The 21859-nt window shown below is 40.4% G+C and carries 20 protein-coding genes; 16 read left to right on the top strand and 4 right to left on the bottom strand.

The window, feature by feature from the left end; translation table 11 throughout:
- Positions 1-80: 80 nt before the first annotated feature.
- Genes EJN84_RS05400 through EJN84_RS05390 form a run of 3 tightly spaced genes read left to right on the top strand, consistent with a single transcriptional unit; the run spans position 81 to position 4393 of the window.
- A complete protein-coding gene (locus EJN84_RS05400; RefSeq protein ID WP_238943935.1) occupies positions 81-1235 on the top strand; it encodes a DUF6786 family protein in 1155 nt (384 codons plus the stop codon).
- Between the two features lie 15 nt (positions 1236-1250).
- Positions 1251-2723, top strand: coding sequence for an L-fucose:H+ symporter permease (gene fucP / locus EJN84_RS05395; RefSeq protein ID WP_129594459.1), 1473 nt, complete (start codon positions 1251-1253; stop codon positions 2721-2723).
- A gap of 26 nt (positions 2724-2749) precedes the next feature.
- Positions 2750-4393 (top strand): ribulokinase, encoded by a 1644-nt coding sequence (locus tag EJN84_RS05390; RefSeq protein ID WP_129594458.1) that lies wholly within the window; start codon positions 2750-2752, stop codon positions 4391-4393.
- 71 nt (positions 4394-4464) lie between these two features.
- Here the strand turns inward: EJN84_RS05390 and EJN84_RS05385 are convergent, their stop codons facing one another.
- The 4 genes from EJN84_RS05385 to tgt all read right to left on the bottom strand — a co-directional run bounded on the left by EJN84_RS05385 (position 4465) and on the right by tgt (position 8708).
- Positions 4465-5538, bottom strand: coding sequence for a substrate-binding domain-containing protein (locus EJN84_RS05385; protein ID WP_129594457.1), 1074 nt, complete (start codon positions 5536-5538; stop codon positions 4465-4467).
- A 78-nt stretch (positions 5539-5616) separates the two neighbouring features.
- Positions 5617-6432, bottom strand: a complete 816-nt coding sequence (locus EJN84_RS05380; RefSeq protein ID WP_129594456.1) for a peptidylprolyl isomerase — start codon at positions 6430-6432, stop codon at positions 5617-5619.
- A 39-nt stretch (positions 6433-6471) separates the two neighbouring features.
- Positions 6472-7581: an LptF/LptG family permease gene (locus tag EJN84_RS05375; RefSeq protein WP_129594455.1), complete on the bottom strand. Its 1110-nt coding sequence runs from the start codon at positions 7579-7581 to the stop codon at positions 6472-6474.
- Positions 7578-8708: a tRNA guanosine(34) transglycosylase Tgt gene (gene tgt / locus EJN84_RS05370; protein WP_129594454.1), complete on the bottom strand. Its 1131-nt coding sequence runs from the start codon at positions 8706-8708 to the stop codon at positions 7578-7580. Before tgt ends, EJN84_RS05375 begins: the two co-directional genes overlap by 4 nt.
- A gap of 185 nt (positions 8709-8893) precedes the next feature.
- Between tgt and lipA the strand changes: the two genes are divergently transcribed.
- The 13 genes from lipA (at position 8894) to EJN84_RS05305 (ending at position 21721) form a co-directional block, all read left to right on the top strand.
- Positions 8894-9736: a lipoyl synthase gene (gene lipA / locus EJN84_RS05365; protein ID WP_262707347.1), complete on the top strand. Its 843-nt coding sequence runs from the start codon at positions 8894-8896 to the stop codon at positions 9734-9736.
- A gap of 42 nt (positions 9737-9778) precedes the next feature.
- A complete protein-coding gene (gene lipB / locus EJN84_RS05360; protein WP_129594452.1) occupies positions 9779-10462 on the top strand; it encodes a lipoyl(octanoyl) transferase LipB in 684 nt (227 codons plus the stop codon).
- Positions 10463-10941: 479 nt separating this feature from the next.
- On the top strand, positions 10942-11937 hold the full coding sequence (locus EJN84_RS05355; protein WP_129594451.1) for an AAA family ATPase: 996 nt from the start codon (positions 10942-10944) through the stop codon (positions 11935-11937).
- Between the two features lie 48 nt (positions 11938-11985).
- Entirely contained in the window at positions 11986-12855 is an 870-nt protein-coding gene (locus tag EJN84_RS05350) for a DUF58 domain-containing protein (protein ID WP_101487230.1), read from the top strand.
- 12 nt (positions 12856-12867) lie between these two features.
- Complete coding sequence (locus tag EJN84_RS05345) at positions 12868-13917, top strand: hypothetical protein (protein WP_238943934.1); 1050 nt, start codon at positions 12868-12870, stop codon at positions 13915-13917.
- Between the two features lie 40 nt (positions 13918-13957).
- Positions 13958-14941, top strand: coding sequence for a vWA domain-containing protein (locus EJN84_RS05340; RefSeq protein ID WP_129594450.1), 984 nt, complete (start codon positions 13958-13960; stop codon positions 14939-14941).
- Between the two features lie 66 nt (positions 14942-15007).
- Entirely contained in the window at positions 15008-16030 is a 1023-nt protein-coding gene (locus tag EJN84_RS05335) for a vWA domain-containing protein (RefSeq protein WP_129594449.1), read from the top strand.
- Positions 16027-16740 (top strand): tetratricopeptide repeat protein, encoded by a 714-nt coding sequence (locus tag EJN84_RS05330; RefSeq protein WP_238943933.1) that lies wholly within the window; start codon positions 16027-16029, stop codon positions 16738-16740. The genes EJN84_RS05335 and EJN84_RS05330 overlap by 4 nt, the downstream gene beginning before the upstream one ends.
- 24 nt (positions 16741-16764) lie before the next feature.
- Complete coding sequence (locus tag EJN84_RS05325) at positions 16765-18588, top strand: BatD family protein (protein WP_129594613.1); 1824 nt, start codon at positions 16765-16767, stop codon at positions 18586-18588.
- A gap of 4 nt (positions 18589-18592) precedes the next feature.
- Positions 18593-19378 carry a tetratricopeptide repeat protein gene (locus EJN84_RS05320; protein WP_101487233.1) on the top strand — a complete coding sequence of 262 codons (786 nt, stop codon included), beginning with the start codon at positions 18593-18595 and terminating at the stop codon, positions 19376-19378.
- Positions 19379-19384: 6 nt separating this feature from the next.
- On the top strand, positions 19385-20077 hold the full coding sequence (locus tag EJN84_RS05315; protein ID WP_129594448.1) for a phosphatase PAP2 family protein: 693 nt from the start codon (positions 19385-19387) through the stop codon (positions 20075-20077).
- A gap of 113 nt (positions 20078-20190) precedes the next feature.
- Positions 20191-20475 carry a DNA-binding protein gene (locus EJN84_RS05310; protein WP_101487235.1) on the top strand — a complete coding sequence of 95 codons (285 nt, stop codon included), beginning with the start codon at positions 20191-20193 and terminating at the stop codon, positions 20473-20475.
- Positions 20476-20560: 85 nt separating this feature from the next.
- Entirely contained in the window at positions 20561-21721 is a 1161-nt protein-coding gene (locus EJN84_RS05305) for a universal stress protein (protein ID WP_238943932.1), read from the top strand.
- Positions 21722-21859 lie beyond the last annotated feature (138 nt).

The following is a 21859-nucleotide window of genomic DNA, read 5'->3' as shown; positions in this document are numbered from 1 at the left end:
ATGTAAATTTTATTTTACCGGTAGCTATGGGGGGAATAATGTTTTTCTCCTGCATAGGCAATAAAAAAACGTCAGAAAATATGAAGAAAACGTATGAAAAAGGAACTTTCGGGTATGATTTGAATTATCTCTCGGAAAAAGACAGCTTGATTATGCTCAAATCGGATGATGAAAAAGCACAGGTGATTGTTTCGGCAAAATATCAGGCTAAAGTATTTACTTCTACGGCAAACGGATTGGATGGAAGAAGTCTCGGTTTCGTCAACTACAAGGTATTCGATTCCGGCGTAATCGACGAACATATGAATGGCTATGGTGGCGAGAACCGACTTTGGTTAGGCCCTGAAGGGGGTAAATATTCTATTTTTTTCGAACCTGGCGTTGAACAAATTTACGATAATTGGCATACACCGAAAGGATTTGATATCGAAACTTGGCAGGTTGAGCATGTTTCGCAAAAGGAGGCTATGTTTACCAAAGACATGGAACTGAAAAATTATCAAGGTAACCTACTGAAAGTAAATGTAGAAAGAAAAATATCGTTGCTTCCCGAATCGGTTATCTCTCAGCTACTTTCCCTATCCTTACCGGGAGAAGTAAGTGTCGTTGCTTACACGACCGATAACAAAATTACCAATAAAAACGATTTTGAATGGACACCCAAAACCGGCACCGTTTGTATCTGGATGCTCGATATGTTTCATCCATCAGATTCAGCCATCACCATTGTGCCTTATCGAGAAGGCGACGAAAAAGAACTAGGGAAAGTAGCCACTACCGATTATTTTGGCGAAATTCCTCCCGATCGCTTGAGAGATGAAGGCGGAATTCTTTATTTGAAAACGGATGGGAAATACCGCAGTAAAATAGGAATGAATGCAAAACGGACAAAAGGGATAGCCGGTAATTACGATCCTATTTCGAAGCGACTGACAATCGTAACTTTTGACGTTGATCCTTCGAAAATTTACCTCAACCAGGAGTGGAATCCAAAAAAAGATCCACTATTTGGGGATGCCTTGAATGCTTATAATGATGGTCCCCTGGAAGATGGCAGCATTATGGGGCCTTTCCTCGAACTGGAAAGTTGTTCGCCTGCCGCATTTTTAAAACCTGGCGGATCGCTCTCACATCAGCATCATGTTTTTCATTTTGTTGGCGATGAACCGGTTTTGTCACCTATCTGTGAAAAATTATTGGGAGTAGGCATCGATAAAGTAAAACACATATTTTGATAGGACATAAAGGATATGAATTCGAATAATCATTTAGAAAAGCATCGGTTGGTTCCCGAAGGGATCGTTTTCCCGTTCATTCTACTTACCTCCTTGTTTTTTATCTGGGCGGTACCCAATAATATGACGGATACCATGCTTGCGGCTTTCAAGCGTATCATGAGTCTTACCGATACACAGACAGCATGGATTCAGGTGGTTTGTTATTTGTTGGGATATGGATGTTTTGCTCTTCCTGCAGCAATGTTTATCAAGAAGCACACCTTTAAATCGGGAGTTCTATTGGGCTTGGGATTTTGTATAACGGGTTCGCTGTTGTTTTATCCCGCAATGTTGACGATCGGCATCAATAAATTTTTCTGTTTTGCCATGTATCTTTTTGCCATTTTTGTATTATTTGCCGGGCTTTCTATTCTGGAAACCTCTGCCAACTCATACGTTTATGCGTTGGGAGATCCTTTTACGGCTACAAGAAGATTGAATTTTTCTCAATCGTTTAATCCTTTTGGTGCGTTAACTGGAGTAATTACTAGTCAAATATTCGTATTATCGCAGCTCAATACAATGAGTGCTTCAGATAGGGCAATTTTGAACCAAACAGAACTGTTAACTATACAGCGAACGGAACTTCATGCGGTTACCATGGCATATTTGGCATTGGGACTGGTAATGCTGATTCTCTTTCTGTCTATATTTTTTACAAAAATGCCGAGAGCTCAAGACGAGGATAAAACGTTGAATCTGAAAGCTACTTTTAATCGGTTAAAAAGGAATAAGAACTATGTTGGCGGAGTAATAGCGCAATTTTTTTATGTAGGCGCGCAAATTGCGGTATGGTCGTTTATTATTCGTTATGTGATGCAGCAATTGAATTTCGATGCGATCATTGCAGGATTAGGGAATAATCCTTCTTCCGAGGCAATTATCGGCGCTTTACGTGGTATTGAACCTGTTGCCGGCACTTTTTATGGTTTTTGTGACTGGATCGGATTGGATGCTCTATTACCAAGGACAGCGGAACAAGCGGGTGCAACATATTATATTCTATCGCTCATTCTTTTCGTGGCAGGCCGTTTCATATGCACGTGGTTGATGAAATACACCAAACCGGTTAACCTCCTTTCTGCTTTGGCTGTACTGGCGGTTATTTGTTCGATTACGGCCATTTATGCTTCGGGTTTTGTCGGAGTCTATGCCCTAATGGGAATATCGGGATGCATGTCGCTTATGTTTCCCACCATTTACGGTATTGGCATGAGAGGCTTGGGCGAAGATACCAAGATTGCCGGATCAGGCATGGTGATGGCTATTGCAGGAGCTGCTCTTTTGACGCAAATCCAGGGTATTCTTTCCGATCAATCGGGAAACATAAAATTTGCCTACTGGGTTCCGGCTATCGCTTTCATTATTATCACTGTTTATAGTTTCACCATTGCCCGCGAAAAAGAGGTACGGTTTGTTTCCGATGAAAAAAATAAACAGGCATAGATTTCAATATTAAAAAGAGAAGATTCATGGACAAATTGGTAATAGGCATAGATTACGGCACGGATTCCTGTCGTGCGATAGTAGTCGATACAACGTCAGGTAAAGAAATTGCTGACCATACAGCCTTTTATCCTCGATGGAAGAAAGGATTGTATTGCGATGCTTCAAAAAATCAGTATCGTCAGCATCCGCAGGATTATATCGATTCGTTGGAAGAAGTCGTTCATGGGGTATTGTCGAAGCTTACTTCCGACGAGCAACAGCAAATTGTAGCGATGGGCATTGACACTACCGGCAGTACACCTTGTTTGACGGATGAGAATGGCATGCCGTTGGCATTATTGCCTCAGTATGCCGATGATCCCGATGCGATGTTTATTTTGTGGAAAGATCATACTTCTATTCAGGAGGCGAACGAAATCAATGAGTTGTCCCATCGCTGGCAAACGGATTTTACTTCGCGTTCGGGTGGCATTTATTCCTCCGAATGGTTTTGGGCAAAGGCATTGCATGTTATACGCACGAATAAAGATATTCGAAAAGATGCCTATTCGGTTATTGAGCATTGTGACTGGATGCCTGCCTTGCTGACGGGAAACTTGAAGCCCGAAAAGGTGAAACGCAGTCGTTGTGCTGCAGGGCATAAATGTATGTGGGCGGAAGAATGGGGTGGTTATCCTTCACCGGATTTTCTTTTGGTGCTTGATCCGTTGCTTGGCGATTTTGCAAGGCATTTAAGCAAAAAAACATGCACCAGTGATATGAGTGCCGGCAAACTCACAAAAGAGTGGTCGGACCGCTTGGGATTGCCGCAATCTGTAGAAATATCGGTTGGGATTCTTGATGCTCATGCAGGGGCAATCGGCGCTGAGATCAAACCCTATGCGATGGTGAAGATTATCGGCACTTCTACCTGCGATATTGTGGTAATACCTAAAGAGGATGTTAAGGATAAACTTATACCGGGTATTAGTGGGCAGATTGACGGTTCAGTTATTCCCGGATTTATTGGGTTCGAAGCCGGACAGTCTGCTTTTGGTGATGTATATGCATGGTTTAGAGATGTTTTATCTTGGACGCTCGATTTACTGCCCGATAATGTAAAAAAGGATGATAAAGAAAATGTTATCGGACGAATACTCCCGAAATTGACCGAAGCGGCGGAAAAATTGCCGGTTAATGCCTTGGATCTTGTTGCTAACGATTGGTTAAATGGGCGTCGTACGCCTTATGCCGATCAAAAATTAAAAGGCGGCATAACGGGATTAACTTTGGGGACAACACCTGCACAATTGTATAAGAGTCTGGTTGAGGCTACAGCTTTTGGTTCGCGTGCCATTATGGAGCATCTTGAAAAGGAAGGGGTTAAAATCACGGAGGTTATTGGCGTTGGCGGCATTTCTCTCAAATCGCCTTATGTTATGCAAACGCTTTCGGATATCATGGAGATTCCCATAAAGGTAGCTGCCGCACAACAAGCGGGAGCGATGGGTGTTGCGATATGTGCGGCTGTTGCTGCCGGCATTTTTGAGGATATCATATCGGCTCAAAATATAATGGGGAAGGGATATCTGTCGGAATACCATCCTCGACCCGAAAATCGGGAGGTATATCGGAAACTTTATCAACGGTATAATGAATTCGGCTTATTTCTCGATAAAGAAATTTAGTTCTGTTGAAATAATCTGTGATAAAAGGATTGGGTGTCGATTTTTCTCGGGATCATTTTATTGAAGCCGTCTCACCCGAAAATTGCTTCATTAAATTCCCTATAATAATTGATGGTTTCTTTGGTAAGGATATCCAGCGGAACGTAATTTTCAACTTGTACGGGATTCCTGAAAACCAAATATTCGATCAGGGTTTTCATTGCCATGAAACCCTGTTGTTCCGGTTCCTGTCCGATCAGAAAATAAATTTTATCCTTTTTCAAAGCTTCGATATTGGGTTGAGTCAAGTCCACGCAAACGAGTTTGATATTATCGATATGATTCTCGTACATATAATTGGCAATGATATTTCCTCGAGAATTTAAAACTACAATTCCACCCACATTTTTGTTTTCCTTGAAAAATTGCGATAGAAAGAAGTTGTTTTTTTCCGGTTCGAGAAGCGAAAAAGGAATAGAAAGTACTTTGTTATCCAATTTTTTTTCAGAAAGGTAATCCATAAATCCTTTTTTTCGCAATACAGTCGTATTTGCGCTTTCGTTACCGATTCTCACGGCTTGCAATATTCCAATATCACTCGATTTCGGTATGATGGAAGTAATAAGTTTGCTCATTAAATATCCACATGTGTAGTGATCTGATGAAAAAAAAGCCAGTGGAAACGATTGCTTTATGGCCGAATCGACAAAAATATAGGGTATAGACCTTTTATCAAGTTCGTTTGTCAATTTTACGGTTTCGGCAGCAAATGTAGGTCCGATGATCATGGCATCGGCTTCCATTTTTATAATTTGATCAAAAATACTACGACAAGAAAAAATATCGTATTGGTTATAGGTAATAATTTGATAATCGACGCGAATATTCTGATATTCTTCCAAAGCGCGTAAAATACCGTTCCGGATACTTTCCCAGTATTCGCCCGGAAAAATATGAGGCATGGTAATAATGATGCGGTATTTTCGTTTTAAAGACATACCACTGATGTGAATATTGGGCTTGTAGTCCACTTCACTCAGTACCTTTTCTACGGCTTCTCGTGCTTTTTTCGAAACTTTTCCCCGATTATGAAGAATGCGATCTACAGTTCCTGTTGAAACACCGGCTCTTTCGGCAATGTCTTTGATGCGGATTTTATTTTGCATGATAACTGTTTTTTGAAATAGGTTTAATACCATCTATAATTATCGAGATAAGTCTTTATCGGAAAACGTAAGAATAAATTATTCTACGACGTAGGCACGTATAATTTTTGCGTCTTTTTTGGGACGATCTCTTTCGTCGGTTTCAAGGTCGGCAATTTTATCGATGACATCCAATCCTTCAATAACTTCACCAAAAACAGTATATTCTCCATCGAGCGTGTGTACACCACCTAACGACGAATATGCTTCGCGTTTTTCTTCTGCAATTTTTAATTTGCCCGGAGCTTGGGCATAAACAGAATCCACAACCTGCAAAACCGAATCGAGCAAAGCGTTGAAGGCTGAAGGATCGGTAGTTTTAAGTCTTGCCAATTCGTCTTTGTGCGGATTATAATGTTGTTTGATAATAGTGTTTTTGATAGGAACATTTACCGCCATTTCCAGTGTGTCGAGACGTCCTTGTGTGTAGGTTTTGCCATCGACAATATAAAATTGCGAGGCATCCGATTTTTTTTGGGGATTCTCTTCATTTCCTCTACGTGGAGCTGCCAGAGCTCCTTTTTTGTGAAAGTGACCCGGACGAAATTCCGGTAAAATTTCCATATCCATTCGTCCGGCCCCGATGGAAGCGCCGGCAGGAGCATTTTTCGAATCTTGTGCCCCACCCTGAATCATGAAGTCTTTGATGATGCGATGAAAAAGACTTCCGTCAAAATATCCTTGTTTCACAAGTTTCAGAAAGTGTTCGCTATGATTTGGGGTATCGTCGTACAGCATTACTTTCATATCGCCAAAGTTTGTAGAAATCACTATATAGGGATATTTGGTTTGAGCTTTGGTGAACTGAAGTGATGAACAAAGCAAAACGAAAATCCATATCAATTTTTTTGTCATGATGAGTCTCGTTTAATTTGTGAAATTACAACTTTTCTGTTAATTAGGTGCTCTACGATACAAATATACAGCTATTCCTGCAAAAATAAAATTGGGAATCCATGCTGCCAACATTGGGGTCATAACTCCCGAAACGGCAAACGACGAACTGATGGTCATAAAAAGGATATAGGTCATACTTAGCGCCAATCCGATACCGATATTCAGGCCCATGCCTCCTTTTACTTTTCGAGCCGAAAGCGATGCCCCAATGATGGTCAAAATAAATGCCGAAAGAGCCGAAGCAATGCGGCTGTGGTACTCGATCTGGAAAGGCTGAATATTGCCCATACCACGCTCTTTTTGACTTTGAATGTAGTTTCGGAGTTGCGGTGAAGTCATCACTTGCTGATCGCTCGAAGCAATGATAAAATCGTTGGGGACTATTTGCAATGTAGTGTCAATGCTGTTTCCCCGTGTAATGCTTTCTTTGAGACCATCAAAATGACGGATTTGATAATTGCTTATAGTCCATTGGTAGGCCGAATCGTAACGAATGGACTGAGCAGTCAGACGGGAAACTAAGTTGAGACTATCGAACTTGTCGAGCGAAAAATTGTATCCTGTATTGGTTTGCAGGTCGAAATTGCCGAAATAGGCAATTGTGCCGGGAGCTACTTTAAACTGAATATCATGATCTCCTATTTTACGTTTGTTGGGATTGACATATTTTTGTTCGAACTCGATACGCGATTTGTTGGCCGGCGGTATGATATAGGCCCCGAAAACAAAAGAGGTAACGGCTATAATCAAAGCCGAAATCATATAAGGTTTCATGAGCCGTTTGAAACTGATCCCATTCGAAAGGATTGCAATAATTTCGGAGTCGTTCGCCATTTTGGAAGTAAAGAAAATGACAGCCAAAAAAACAAACAGCGGACTGAACAGATTGGCGTAATAAGGAATGAAATTAAGGTAATAATTGAAAATGATCTCATTGAGTGGCGCACTGTTTGTCATGAATTTATCTATCTTTTCGTTGATATCGAATACCACTGCTATAGATATGATGAGCAGGATCATGAACACGAAGGTTCCCAAAAACTTTTTGATGATATATCTATCGAGTTTAAGCAATTTCAAAGATTTTTTGTCCAACGCTACTTTCATAATCTACGGGTTACGTTTTCAATCATTTTCGATTTCCACAACGAAAAATCGTCTGCAATAATATGTTTTCTTGCTTCTTTTACAAGCCATATATAGAATGCAAGATTGTGAATGGATGCAATTTGCAGTCCGAGTATTTCGTTCACATTGATCAGATGTCGCAGGTAAGCTTTGCTGTAAAGCGAATCGACGAAAGAAGCCCCATCTTTTTCGATCGGAGAAAAATCGTCTTTCCACTTTTCGTTGCGCATATTCATAATACCATTTTTAGTGAAAATTTGTCCATTACGACCGTTACGAGTAGGCATGATGCAGTCGAACATATCCACTCCACGTTCGATGGCTTCCAAAATATTTGCCGGAGTGCCAACTCCCATCAGGTATCGAGGTTTGTCTTTGGGTAAAATTTCATTTACCAATTCCACCATTTCATACATTTTTTCGGTAGGCTCACCTACTGCAAGTCCGCCAATCGCATTTCCGTCGGCTTCTTTTGAAGCAACATTTTCGGCTGCGCGTTTGCGCAGATCGGGATAAATGCAACCTTGAACGATGGGAAATAGAGTTTGCCGATGCCCATAGGGACATTCGGTTTCGGCAAAACGTTTCAGACAGCGATCGAGCCATTGTTCGGTAAGTTCGAGAGACGATTTTGCATAGTTGTAATCGGCATTCCCGGGGGTGCACTCGTCAAAAGCCATCATGATGTCGGCGCCGATAATGCGCTGGATATCTACCACTTTTTCGGGTGTGAAAAAATGCTTTGAACCATCGATGTGCGATCGAAATTCGGCTCCTTCGGGATTTAATTTTCTATTGTCGGAAAGCGAAAACACCTGATAACCACCGCTGTCTGTAAGTATTGGCCTGTCCCAACTGTTGAATTTGTGCAATCCTCCTCCCTGTCGCAGAATTTCCAATCCGGGTCGCAAATACAAATGATACGTATTTCCCAGAATGATTTGGGCCCCTATATCGTTTTTCAACTCGCTAATATGAACAGCTTTTACGCTGCCAACAGTCCCAACGGGCATGAATATCGGCGTTTCGATTAGGCCATGATCGGTTGTTATAATTCCTGCTCTGGCACTCGATTTCGCATCGGTGTGTATAAGTTGGAAGTCCAAACTGAATTTTTGCTTTGAATTTTGTGGAGGCAAAGATACGGGTTTTGTTTCTACAATTTGAATTGTATTCGTTTAAAAATAGTTAGACAAGTTAACTACGATAATAATTGATAAAATAGGCAGGTTGGCCGGAAAATATACTAAATTTGCGGAATCAAGAATGTTTAATCATTGAAAAAGTCAAAATAATGGAAAGAAAACCCGAATGGCTGAAGATTGCTCTTCCAAAGGGTGAGCAATATTTTAAAACTGAAGAATTGGTCGAAACACGACATCTGCATACAATCTGTGTGAGTGGAAAATGTCCCAATAAAGCTGAATGCTGGGGAAACGGAACAGCTACCTTTATGATTTTGGGAGAAATCTGCACGAGATCGTGTAAATTTTGTGCAACAATAACCGGCAGGCCACATCCGGTAGATTGGAACGAACCCCAAAGGTTAGCCGATACTATCTCAAATATGAAGTTGAAACATTGTGTCATCACGAGTGTCGATAGAGATGACTTACCTGACGGCGGTGCCGATTTTTGGGCAAAGACTATTGAGTGTATAAAAGAAAAGAATCCTCATATCACTATCGAAACGCTTATTCCCGATTTCGATGCTAAACCCGAATTGATTCAAAAGGTCATCGATGCACGTCCCAATATAATTTCACACAACCTCGAAACAGTCCGTAGGCTTACACCACTTGTGCGCAGTCGCGCCAAATATGATATCAGTCTCAAAACTATAGAAATCATTTCGAAAAGCGGAACCGTCAGGTCCAAATCCGGAATAATGGTTGGACTAGGTGAAACGGAAGAAGAGGTTTTACAAACTATGGATGATTTATTGGCAGTCGGCTGCAAAATAATGACGATAGGTCAATATTTGCAACCTACCCGAAAACACTATCCTGTTGCCGAATATGTAACCCCTGCACAATTTGCCAAATATCGCGAAATAGGTTTAAAAAAAGGTTTCAGATTTGTCGAAAGCGGGCCACTCGTGCGTTCGTCTTATCACGCCGAAAAACATGTGTAAGAACAAAACTAAAAACGCAAGTTTACTTTGAATTTCTTGCATATGAACCAAAAAGTAACTTTTCAGGATTTAGGGCGAATTCGATACAAACAGGCTTGGGACTATCAGGAAACACTGTTTGATTCGCTTATTCGATCGAAAGTGAATAAAAGCGGTTGCGGAGATCAATATCTCTTGTTTTGCGAACACGAACCGGTTTACACACTTGGCAAACATGGCGATAAACACAATTTGCTCATCACGGAACAAATTTGCAAAAGCAAAAATATCGATTTTTATTCTATCGATAGGGGAGGGGACATTACTTTTCACGGACCCGGACAATTGGTTGCTTATCCTATCATCGATTTGGAATCATTCGGAATCGGAATTAAAAAATATATTGATTTGCTCGAAGATGTGGTGATTGATGTGCTTGACAGTTATGGAATTTTGGGAGAAAAAGATGAAAAAGCGATGGGTGTTTGGATTGACGCTTCGCATCCCGCAAAAGCGCGGAAAATATGTGCCATCGGTGTTCGATCAAGTCGGTTTGTAACCATGCATGGTTTGGCTCTGAATGTGAATACCGATTTGACGTATTTTTCTTATATCAATCCGTGTGGGTTCGTCGATCGGGGCGTTACTTCTATACAAAAAGAGCTGGGAGAAGAAATAGATTATCAACAAGTTAAGGATAGGATGAAACATTCGTTCACGAAAATATTTGGAATGGATTTTCGATAAATGGATGACTTTCCAAGTTGCCTGATTTCCGAAATATTTGTTTAGATGCTTTTCTCTCTCCCCGAAAATGGATAAGCTCAATCCTGAAATTTTTTTCAAAACATTTCATCAAAACACGTGTGATTATTGTTTCAAACCAGTTCAAAACCTTATTTATACTCCCTGTTTTCTTTCATCCATCTATATCTTTCTTTTGTTATAGCTCCGACATAGCTCCGAGGCAACTCCCAGGTTCCTCCCATATAATTCCATGGTAACAATATGATAACTGCAAATATATTTCATAATCCATGCAAATAAAAGTAAGTAATCGATACCGATATGTATCGTGATCCCGTTGATTTCGGAATTGCATTTTTGGTTGACCTAACAATCTGAAAACCTTAAAGATTTTTAACCCCAAATCTGCCCGAAACCGATTTAACATATCTATTTTTGTAGTTCGTAATTTTATCCGGAAATTTAACAATCAAATAAATATGAGTCAAGTAGTTGATATCAAAGAATTAAATGAGAGAATTGAACAGAAAAGCGTTTTCGTTCAGACCATAACCACGGGAATGGATCATGTAATTGTAGGACAGAAACATTTGGTAGAGTCGCTTTTAATCGGGCTTTTGTCCGATGGACATATTTTACTGGAAGGAGTTCCGGGATTGGCCAAAACGCTTGCAATCAAAACTCTGGCTCAACTGATCGATGCCAAATACAACCGTATTCAGTTCACTCCCGACTTATTGCCGGCTGATGTTGTCGGTACAATGATTTACAGCCAGCGCAACGAAGAGTTTCAGGTGAAACACGGGCCCGTTTTTGCCAACTTTGTATTGGCAGATGAAATCAATCGTGCGCCGGCAAAAGTTCAGAGTGCATTACTCGAAGCCATGCAGGAACGTCAGGTTACCATCGGAGAATCTACTTATCGGTTGCCGAATCCTTTTTTAGTAATGGCTACACAAAATCCGATAGAGCAGGAGGGAACCTATCCGTTGCCTGAAGCACAGGTGGACCGTTTTATGTTGAAAGTTGTCATTGGATACCCTTCAAAAGAAGAAGAAAAGCGCATTATCCGCCAAAATATTTTCGAACCTGTGGGAATTGACAAACCGGTAGTAACAACCGATGAAATTCTTGATGCCCGCAAAGTGGTTCGCGAAGTGTATATTGACGAAAAAATAGAACGGTATATTGTCGATATTGTTTTTGCAACTCGTTTCCCCGAACAGTTTGGTTTGCCCAATCTCAAAGATATGATTGGTTTTGGCGGATCTCCCCGAGCATCCATCAATTTGGCGCTCGCCGCTCGAAGTTTTGCTTTTATCAAGCGTCGCGGCTATGTAATACCCGAAGACATTCGCGCAGTTTGTCACGATGTGCTTCGTCACCGCATTGGTCTTACGTACGAAGCTGAAGCCAATAATATGACATCCGAAGAAATCATCAGTGAAATTCTCAATAAGGTGGAAGTACCTTAATAAGGAGACAATGAATGATTTTTTTGTAAAGTCAATCGAAGCAGAATAATGGAAACAACGGAGTTATTAAAGAAAGTTCGACATATAGAAATTCGAGCACGCGGATTGTCGCAAAATATTTTCGCCGGACAATATCATTCGGCTTTCAAGGGACGAGGTATGGCGTTTTCCGAAGTACGCGAATATCAATATGGCGACGACCTTCGCGACATTGACTGGAATGTTACTGCTCGCTACAACCGACCTTACGTAAAGATTTTCGAAGAAGAACGAGAGTTAACCGTAATGCTGCTGATTGATGTGTCAAACAGTTTGACATTTGGTACTTCTACGATGACTAAGCGCGACATGGTGGCAGAAATTGCTGCAACGCTTGCTTTTTCGGCAATTCAGAACAACGATAAAATCGGTGTAATTTTCTTTTCCGACGAAATCGAAAAATTTATTCCTCCTAAAAAAGGTAGAAAGCATATTCTTTTCATCATTCGCGAGATTTTGAGTTTCGAGCCCAAAAGCAAGGGTACCGATATCGACATGGCTTTGCGATATATGACAAATGCCATCAAAAAACGTTGTACTGCTTTTCTTCTTTCAGATTTCGTCGATCAAAGCGATTATAAACAGGCATTGCGTATAGCCAACCGTAAACATGATATTGTTGCCATTCAGGTGTATGACAAAATGAGTACACGACTTCTTCCGGTCGGACTGATGAAATTGCACGATCCCGAAACGGGAGAAGATGTATGGATGGATACCTCCTCGAAGAATGTACGTGATTGCTATAGCAAATGGTGGAACGATCGCCAAACAGAAATGTATAACGCTTTTCGTCAGAGTAAAGTAGATAATGTGTCGGTTTCCACCGATGACGATTATGTGAAGTCGTTACTACAGCTTTTTCAACAACGAAAATAATGAAGTTTACACGTGAATAAGTCACTGCATAAAATATTTTTTTGGATAGGATCTGTCGCGTTATTTATTGCACCTACGATTCTTTCGGCGCAAAGGGCTTCGGTGCGGGCCACGATTCAGCCTTCCGAAATCATGATCGGTCAGCAGGCGCTCATCAACCTGCAGGTTATTACTCCGAAAGGCAAAAACATCCAAATTCCTGTTTACGAAAAAGAAATCGTTCCGGGTGTTGAAGTGCTCGCGATGCTCAAACCCGATACCACAATCGAAAACAATGTAATGACACTTAATTTCAAATATGTCGTTACTTCCTTCGATTCGACTCTTTATAATATTCCTCGGATGCCTGTTTTCGATGGCACCGATACCATTTTTTCCAACTCATTCGGGTTGAAAGTAACTTCACCTGTGCTTAAAGACTCCACAAGAACATATTTGGAAAAACTCAAAAACAAAGAAACCGATTCGATCGACTTTAATCAATTGCAATTGAACGATATCAAGCCAATACAGAAACCACCTTTTGTTTGGACAGATTATCTGTGGATTCTTTGGATGATTTTGGGCGTTGGTCTGTTGGCTGCAATTGTGCTTGCCTTGATATATTTCGTATTAAAGAAGAAACGCAAAGGATATTTCTTTACTCCGCCCCAAGTGCTTCCTGCCCACGTACGTGCCATACAGGCTCTTGATAAGCTTAAGGCCGATAAACTTGGACGGCAAGAAGGGCGCGAAAAGGAATTTTACACAAAAATTGCGGACATTTTGCGAATATATCTCGCAGAAAGGTACGGAATAAATGCGCTGGAAATGACTTCAGGCGAAATTTTAAACGAAATTCGAAAGTTAAGTGATGCCGATTCGGTTTATGAGAATTTGAAGCAAATACTCTCGGTTGCCGACTTGGTGAAATTTGCCAAATACAAACCATATCCAGATGAGAACGATTTGAGCATAATGAACGCTTACCTTTTTGTGAATCAAACACGTGAACCTGATCCGCTGCCCGATAAATCGGAATCGAAAAAGGATAGGGGAGAGGGTGATTCTGATAATGGATAGATAATTAAATTGATGTTGAAGTTTTTATTCGAAGAAATATATGCAATTTGCAAACCCTGAATATTTGTATTTACTGTTGTTGCTGATCCCGCTTATCGCCTGGTATGTTGTCAAACTGTCGAAGATGCAGGCTTCTTTCAAGTTGGCTTCGACTCAAGCTTTCAAAAAAGTTAAGCCAAATATGAGGGTTTATATGCGCCATTTCCCTTTCGTTTTGCGCGTGATCTCCATAGCACTTATCATCATCGTGATAGCAAGGCCTCAGGCGGTTAATAGTTGGGAAGAAACCGAATCGCAAGGTATTGATATTGTTTTGGCTTTAGACGTTTCGGGATCGATGCTTGCACAGGATTTGCAACCCAATCGGATAGAAGCCGCAAAAAAAGTAGCTTCGGAATTTGTCACAGATCGCAAAAATGATAAGATAGGGCTGGTGATTTTCGCCGGAGAAAGCTTCACCCAATGTCCCCTCACCACCGATCATAAAGTATTGCTTAATTTATTGAAAGATGTGAATTTCGGTATGATCGAGGACGGTACGGCCATCGGGCTTGGATTGGCGAATAGTGTTAATCGCCTCAAAGACAGTCCTTCGAAATCGAAAGTTGTGATTCTCCTCACGGATGGAACCAACAATCGGGGTCAGATTGCACCGCTTACCGCTGCCGATTTGGCCAAATCGTACGGCATTCGTGTTTATACAATCGGAGTTGGAACCAAAGGAATGGCACCTACGCCCGTGCAGACGCCTTTTGGAATGCGTATCCAGAATATGCCGGTAGATATCGACGAAAAAACCTTGACCGAAATTGCATCGCTTACCGGTGGTCAATATTTCCGTGCTGTGGATACGGAAGGACTTCGTGAAGTTTATCGCGAAATAGATCAGATGGAAAAATACCTGATTAGTGTTCAGAATGTTACACGAAAGCAAGAATTGTTTCTTCCTTTTGCTCTGGCGGCATTAGCACTTATTTTGATAGAATTGATTTTGCGTAGAACGTGGCTTCGAACCATTCCTTGAGTATTGAATTTTGAGAGAATAAAATTAATTTCACAATAAATTAGCGGCATAGCCATCAAATAAAATATGTTTCGATTTGGTAGTCCTGAATTTCTTTATTTGTTGATAGCGCTTCCCATTTTGGTTGCATTTTATGTATGGATGAACATTCGTAAACGCAACGATGTGAAGAAGCTGGGAACATTGTCGTTGCTGAAACAAATGATGCCGGAACTTTCCCTAAAACGGTCGTATCTGAAATTTTGGATTATTTTTTTGGTATTTACTCTGGGCATTTTTATGCTTGCGCGACCACAGTTTGGTACGAAAGTAGAAACAGTAAATAAGAAAGGCATTGAATTGGTCATCGCCATAGATGTTTCGAACTCGATGCTTGCTCGCGATGTATCACCTGATCGTTTGTCGCGAGCCAAACAACTTTTGAGCCGCATTATCGATGAACGCAAGGATGATCAGGTGGCACTCATAGTTTTTGCGGGAGAGGCTTTTGTGCAAATGCCCATGACTTCCGATACGCAATCGGCCAAATTGTTTCTGAGTACCATTGATCCGAGCCTTGTTCCTGTACAGGGAACGGCGATTGCGGACGCTATCAATTTGGGGGTGAATTCTTTTTCGAGTGAAAAAGATGTTGACAAAGCAATGATCCTCATCACCGACGGTGAAGATCATGAAGGTAACGCGATAGAAGCAGCCAAACAAGCTGCAGATAAGGGAATCATGATAAATATTCTTGGAATAGGTTCGCCACAGGGTTCACCCGTTCCACTTGATGAAAATAGTAGCGATTTTAAAACCGATATGCAGGGAAATATCGTTTTATCGAAACTTAACGAGCAGATATGTAAAGATATCGCAGCCGCAGGCAAGGGTTTGTATGTGCAAGTGGACAATTCCAATACGGCGCTGCGTATATTGCAATCGGAACTGGATAAACTTCAAACCAAAGATTCGCAAACGCTATCGTACTCGGAGTACGACGAAAAATTTCCGATTTTTGCCTGGATGATTTTGATTCTCTTGATCTTCGAGATTTTGATATACGACAAAAAAAATCCGTTATTCAAAAACATTCAACTTTTCAAATGAAAACCGTTATTTCAAAATATGTGCTGGTGGTATCGATGTTGATGATTACCTTTTCGTTATCCGCACAGAAAAATGTGCGCAAAAATATCCGACAAGGCAACAAAGCTTTCCAGGAGCAAAAATACACCGAAGCGTCCAAATTCTATCAGGATGCAATCGAAGAAAATCCAAAATCGATGGAAGCTAATTTCAATTTGGGGAATGCTTTTTATCGACAAAAACAGTGGAACAAATCTATCGAGCAGATGAATCATTATCTGTCTATAGAAAAGGATGATCCTGCCAAGATGTCGGCTGCATGGCATAATATCGGTAACGCATTGTTGCAAAAAAAAGAAATCGAAAAATCTATTGAAGCATACAAAAATGCTCTACGATTGAATCCTGATGATGAGGAGACGCGATACAATTTGGCGGTTGCCCAAAAAATTATGCAAGATCAGCAACAATCAGAAAATCAAAATAATCAAGATAAAAATCAGCAGCAACAGCAAAACGAACAGCAACAACAGCCGCAGGATCAACAAAACAAAAATCAGAAACCCGAGCAACCCAACGAGCCCGAGCAAATGTCGCAAAGTAATGCGCGGCAAATTTTGCAAGCTATAGAACAGGACGAAAAAGAAACTCAACAAAAAGTGCAGCAAATAAAAGCTCAGGAGCGTCAACAGAAAGCCGAAGAAAATAGAAGACAAAACAAAGATTGGTAGAGCTTTATGAAAGAAATCAGAAATATGTTACAATTCAAAAACATACTCATCGTTTCGTTGGTTGTTTTTGCTTTTACGGCGCACGCTCAGGTTACGTTTCGGGCCTCAGCACCAGCTACGGTGGTCAAAGGTCAGCAATTCAGATTAACTTATACGCTCAACAAAGAGGGCAAAGACTTGAGATTGCCATCGAACATGAATGGGTTCGAAATTCTTTTCGGACCATCCGTTTCTACCAGTTACAGTCAGCAAACCATAAACGGAAAAACAACTTCCGAAAGCTCTGTATCCTATACCTATATTCTGGTGGCGGACAAGGAAGGCACTTATACCATTGGTCCTGCTTCCGTCAAGGTAGATGGAGCTACCTACACTTCTAATCCAGTACAAATTAAGGTAATTAGTGAAGAAAACATTCCTAAAGGACAGTCGGGAGGCGGAAATCCATCCACTCGAGGAGGTTCGGCAACGTTGAGTTCCAACGATGCTTTTATTCGAGCCATTGTTTCGAAAAATAACATTTACGAACAGGAAGGATTCACCGTTACTTTCAGACTTTATACCACGTACAACGTTACGGATTTGGGAAAAATTCAGTTTCCGGAATTCGATGGATTTATGGTTGAAGAAGTAGATTTACCGGCAAATCAGCAAATGCAGATCGAAAATTTCAACGGACGCAATTACTATACGGCCGATCTGCGTAAAACGCTTCTCTTCCCTCAAAGATCCGGCAAAATTACGATTCCGAGCGGACGCATCGAGATGGTTTTTTCAGTTCCTTCAGGTCGAAGGATCGAAAGTTTTTTCGGCTCACAGGAAGTAATGGTTGATGTAAAAAAAGCTCTCGTTACCAATCCGGTTACGATCGATGTCAAACCGCTTCCCGCCGATAAACCCGAAAGCTTCACGGGTGCAGTAGGTCAATTCACTTTCCACCCGACCATCAGTACCCAACAAACCAGGGCCAATGAACCGATTACGCTCACGTTGGAAATAAGAGGAACCGGAAATTTAAAACTGATTCAGAATCCGAAAATCGAATTTCCTTCCAATTTCGAAGTTTACGATCCAACAGTTGACAATAAAGTACAAATAACTTCTAATGGTCTTTCGGGAACGAAAAAAATACAATATCTCGTTATACCTCGTTATGAAGGCAAATATACAATTCCTGCGATTGAATTTTCTTATTTTGACTTGTCAACTCGAGCCTATAAAATTCTGAAATCGCCCGAATATTCCATCGAAGTTGCCAAAGGTGATCCATCCAAGGCCAATGCCAGCAGTTACATTAATCAGCAAAATGTGAAAGTTGAAGACGATATTCGATTTCTTAAAATTGGTCAGCCAACATTTTATTCCAAAAACGAGTTTTTTGTCGGCTCTTTCGTTTATTGGCTTTGGTATATAATCCCGCTCGCATTGTTTATCAGCCTTTATGTAGTTTATCGAAAGCAGGCCGAGCAAAATGCCAACGTTGCCTTGATGCGCAACCGGCAGGCCAACAAAGTAGCCGCAAAGAGACTGAAAATGGCCGATAAGTTTTTGAAAGAGCACCGTAAAGAAGAGTTTTACGATGAAGTTTTAAGAGCCTTATGGGGATATTTTAGCGACAAATTGTCTATTCCTCTGGCTCAACTGTCGAGAGAAAATGTTGGGGCAGAATTGTCCAAACAGGGAGTTGAAGAATCGCTTATTACTACCTTCATGCAGATACTCGATGCCTGCGAGTTTGCACGTTACGCTCCTGCAGAAGCCGATCACGCAATGGATCAGTTGTATGACAAGACGATTGAGGCAATTGGAAAAATGGAAAATCAATTAAAAACAAACGGTAAAAAATAAGTTTATGAAAACGAAGTCTATACATACGGCTTTTACCATTCTTTTGTCTTCTTTTCTTTTTTTCTTCGTTTCGGTTTCGGCTCAAAGTAAAACGGGTGCTGAAGCTGCGGAAGAAGCCTATCGTGCCGGTAATTTCAAAAAAAGCATAGAATTGTACGAAGGAGTAGTTGCGCAACATCTTTCCGAAGGAAAGGAATCGCCCGAAATTTATTATAATCTGGGTAATGCTTATTTTCGTGATGGGCAGATAGCGCAAGCTATACTCAATTACGAACGAGCACTTCTACTGGATCCGGGAGATGGAGATATTCGTCATAATTTACAATTTGCCCGTATGCGCATTGAGGACAAAATAGATGCCTCCGGAACGTTTTTTCTTTCGAATTGGGTTCGTTCTGTTCAAAATATTTTCAATTCAAATCAGTGGAGCAAATTTGCTATCGTATCCTTTTTCGTTTTTCTGCTTTGTTTAGCCGGGTATCTGTTCTCGAGAATGTTATGGCTCAAAAAAACTTCTTTTTATGTCGGTTTATTTGCTCTGCTTCTTACTATCGTTGCCAATATTTTTGCTTTCAATCAAAAAAATTTACGTCTTCATCGCGAAACAGGCATTGTGATGTCGGCAGCCGCTTCTATCAAGACATCGCCCGATATCAATAGTAAGGAAATCTTTCAACTCCATGCAGGAACCAAAGTTAAGATAAAAGGAACAGACGCCAACTGGTATGAAATTCAAATTGCAAATGGGAGTGTCGGCTGGATTCCAAAGGAACTTGTAGAAATAATATGAAATAATATGAATGAACTTATAGATCGATTTCTACCTCTCGAGCGAGATCTTTTTTTTGCGCTCAACGGAAGCGATTCTCCCTTCTTGGATAACCTCATGTGGACATATACTAGACCTATTGTATGGTTGCCTCTTTTTTTGTTTCTGATATTCATGATGTTCTACAAAACACCCTATAAGGAAGCGATTCTAACGCTCGTTCTTTTTCTATTGGTTTTTGGCATATCTGATTTTGTTTCTTCCTCTATATTCAAGCCGCTTTTTCATCGCTTCAGGCCTACACATTATCCCGGTTTTGAACAATATATCGATATAGTTCGCAATTATCGCGGGGGAATGTATGGGTTTGTTTCGGGACATGCTTGTACAAGTTTTGGAATTGCTACCTTTATTTCGTTGCTATTTCGCAATAAATGGGTTACGATTACCTCCATCCTCTGGGCTTCCATCAACAGCTATTCTCGTATTTATTTGGGCGTGCATTTCATTTCGGATATCTTTTTTGGTGCACTTGTGGGAGTTTTGATCGCATTTTTGTTTTTCGAATTATATAAATGGGTTCGTCTCAAATGTTTTCATGTTGAGTTATCCAAGCCATTACAATCCGTTTATAATGAACAAAGTGCAAAAATAATTTCTATTTGCATTCCGTGCTATATTTTATTGATTGTTGCTCTTAGTCCGTTTTTATACCGATAACAAATTATTCTTTTGAATTTTTTTCATTAAATAATTGCTTATATCTAAACTTTTCCGTAAGTTTAAAGCGTGATAAAAAATAATTATTATTAATCATAAAAAATTAAAGAGCCATGGCGAAAACTCTCACATTTAATGAATTACGATCTTTTAAGGACAAATTGCCTGACGGAAGTATGCACAAAATTGCAGACGAGTTAGAGCTTGATATCGAAACAGTGCGTAATTATTTCGGTGGTCATAATTATAAATACGGCTCAAGTGTGGGTATTCACATCGAACCGGGTCCCGATGGAGGAATAGTAGTATTGGACGATACAACTATCTTTGACAAGGCATTGGAAATTTTAGGCCTTTCGGATTATCCAGAAACGCCTGTAGAGAAAGATCGTGTGTAGAAAATACAACTAAACTTTTCCGAATCCAATATTGTTCTATTATCAGAAGAATATTGGATTTGTCATTTCTAAATATAACCCCATTATGAAAAACAATGAAAACAACAAGAAAACGGGTGATGAACTTGTAACGGTAGCCATTCACACCTACGGAAAGGCCCAGATTCTGAAATCGATACTCGAATCGGAGGGCATTCCTGCAGTTCTGAACAGTGTGAGTATTATTCAGCCAAATCCGGCAGGGCAAGTGCGTGTGAGAATCAATTCGAGTGATCTACCCAAAGCATTAGCCATCATTGAGGATGTGGATTTATCTTATTATGAGACATTTTCTGGAGAGAAAGTCGAAGAAGATAATCATAAAACTTCAAAAGAGATTCTTGTGCCGGTTGATTTTTCTGCGCCCTCAATGAAAGCATGTGAGTTTGCATTTAGGCTGGCAAACGATCTCCACTGCCATATCAAATTGATGCACGCATATTTTTCACCTTACTATCCTATGGCTATTCCCTTTGGCGATACTTTCGCTATTCAGGCTCCTGACGAAGAATTGTACAAAAACATCCATAAGAAAGTGGAGGCCCAAATGCAAGAATGGACAAAAACATTGCAAAATAAAATTCAAGCAGGATTGTTGCCGGATATCCATTATTCAACTCTTCTTGTCGAAGGTCTTCCCGAAGAGGAAATTATCAATTATTCTCGCAAGGCCAAACCCACAGCTATTGTGATGGGAACAAGAGGCAGTGGCGAAAGGGATTTGGATTTGATCGGAAGCGTTACTGCAGAAGTGATAGAAGGCTGCAGAACTCCTATTTTTGCCATTCCGGATGATGCGCCGGATAAGCATCTGAGTGAGATGAACAAAATTGCATTTCTTACCAATTTCAGAGAACGCGAATTTGTGGCATTCGAGCGACTGATGAAACTGATAGGAGACCGACAAATCGAAGTTTATATTCTACATATCAGTAAGAAAGATGATCTGTGGAACGAAATAAAGTTATCCGGGATGAAGAATTATCTTAAAGAAAAATATCCTCTTCTCGAGATTCATTATAAGCTACTCGATAGTGCCAATGATAGATTAGAGGTTGCAATAGATAATTTTGTGAAAGAAAATCAAATCGATATGATATCTATGTCAAGTTCGAGGAGAAATATTTTTGCCAGAATGTTTAATCCCGGATTGGCTCGAAGGGTTATTTTCCATTCGAAAACGCCTTTGCTTGTGCTCAAGAATTGACGACGAAAAAAGAGGGTGTCTCAAAAGGGCACTTTCTTTTTTAGATTAAGCAGCTAAATCAAAGGCTAAATTTTGATTTGAGGTTATTCTGTTTTTAATTTTTTGAAATGATCGAAACATAACGATAAATATAAAGGT

It is taken from the genome of Seramator thermalis, from assembly GCF_004138125.1.
Lineage (GTDB): Bacteria > Bacteroidota > Bacteroidia > Bacteroidales > Dysgonomonadaceae > Seramator > Seramator thermalis.
The sequence above is the reverse complement of the archived record's forward strand: the minus strand, read 5'-3'. Positions and strand labels throughout refer to the sequence as shown.

What these genes read in the sequence shown, in the direction of transcription:
- EJN84_RS05400 (WP_238943935.1), top strand. Translation starts at nt 81, where the DNA reads ATGAAGAAAACGTATGAAAAAGGAACTTTCGGGTATGATTTGAATTAT.
- fucP (WP_129594459.1), top strand. Translation starts at nt 1,251, where the DNA reads ATGAATTCGAATAATCATTTAGAAAAGCATCGGTTGGTTCCCGAAGGG.
- EJN84_RS05390 (WP_129594458.1), top strand. Translation starts at nt 2,750, where the DNA reads ATGGACAAATTGGTAATAGGCATAGATTACGGCACGGATTCCTGTCGT.
- EJN84_RS05385 (WP_129594457.1), bottom strand. Translation starts at nt 5,538, where the DNA reads ATGCAAAATAAAATCCGCATCAAAGACATTGCCGAAAGAGCCGGTGTT.
- EJN84_RS05380 (WP_129594456.1), bottom strand. Translation starts at nt 6,432, where the DNA reads ATGACAAAAAAATTGATATGGATTTTCGTTTTGCTTTGTTCATCACTT.
- EJN84_RS05375 (WP_129594455.1), bottom strand. Translation starts at nt 7,581, where the DNA reads ATGAAAGTAGCGTTGGACAAAAAATCTTTGAAATTGCTTAAACTCGAT.
- lipB (WP_129594452.1), top strand. Translation starts at nt 9,779, where the DNA reads ATGAACCAAAAAGTAACTTTTCAGGATTTAGGGCGAATTCGATACAAA.
- EJN84_RS05355 (WP_129594451.1), top strand. Translation starts at nt 10,942, where the DNA reads ATGAGTCAAGTAGTTGATATCAAAGAATTAAATGAGAGAATTGAACAG.
- EJN84_RS05350 (WP_101487230.1), top strand. Translation starts at nt 11,986, where the DNA reads ATGGAAACAACGGAGTTATTAAAGAAAGTTCGACATATAGAAATTCGA.
- EJN84_RS05340 (WP_129594450.1), top strand. Translation starts at nt 13,958, where the DNA reads ATGCAATTTGCAAACCCTGAATATTTGTATTTACTGTTGTTGCTGATC.
- EJN84_RS05335 (WP_129594449.1), top strand. Translation starts at nt 15,008, where the DNA reads ATGTTTCGATTTGGTAGTCCTGAATTTCTTTATTTGTTGATAGCGCTT.
- EJN84_RS05330 (WP_238943933.1), top strand. Translation starts at nt 16,027, where the DNA reads ATGAAAACCGTTATTTCAAAATATGTGCTGGTGGTATCGATGTTGATG.
- EJN84_RS05325 (WP_129594613.1), top strand. Translation starts at nt 16,765, where the DNA reads ATGTTACAATTCAAAAACATACTCATCGTTTCGTTGGTTGTTTTTGCT.
- EJN84_RS05320 (WP_101487233.1), top strand. Translation starts at nt 18,593, where the DNA reads ATGAAAACGAAGTCTATACATACGGCTTTTACCATTCTTTTGTCTTCT.
- EJN84_RS05315 (WP_129594448.1), top strand. Translation starts at nt 19,385, where the DNA reads ATGAATGAACTTATAGATCGATTTCTACCTCTCGAGCGAGATCTTTTT.
- EJN84_RS05310 (WP_101487235.1), top strand. Translation starts at nt 20,191, where the DNA reads ATGGCGAAAACTCTCACATTTAATGAATTACGATCTTTTAAGGACAAA.
- EJN84_RS05305 (WP_238943932.1), top strand. Translation starts at nt 20,561, where the DNA reads ATGAAAAACAATGAAAACAACAAGAAAACGGGTGATGAACTTGTAACG.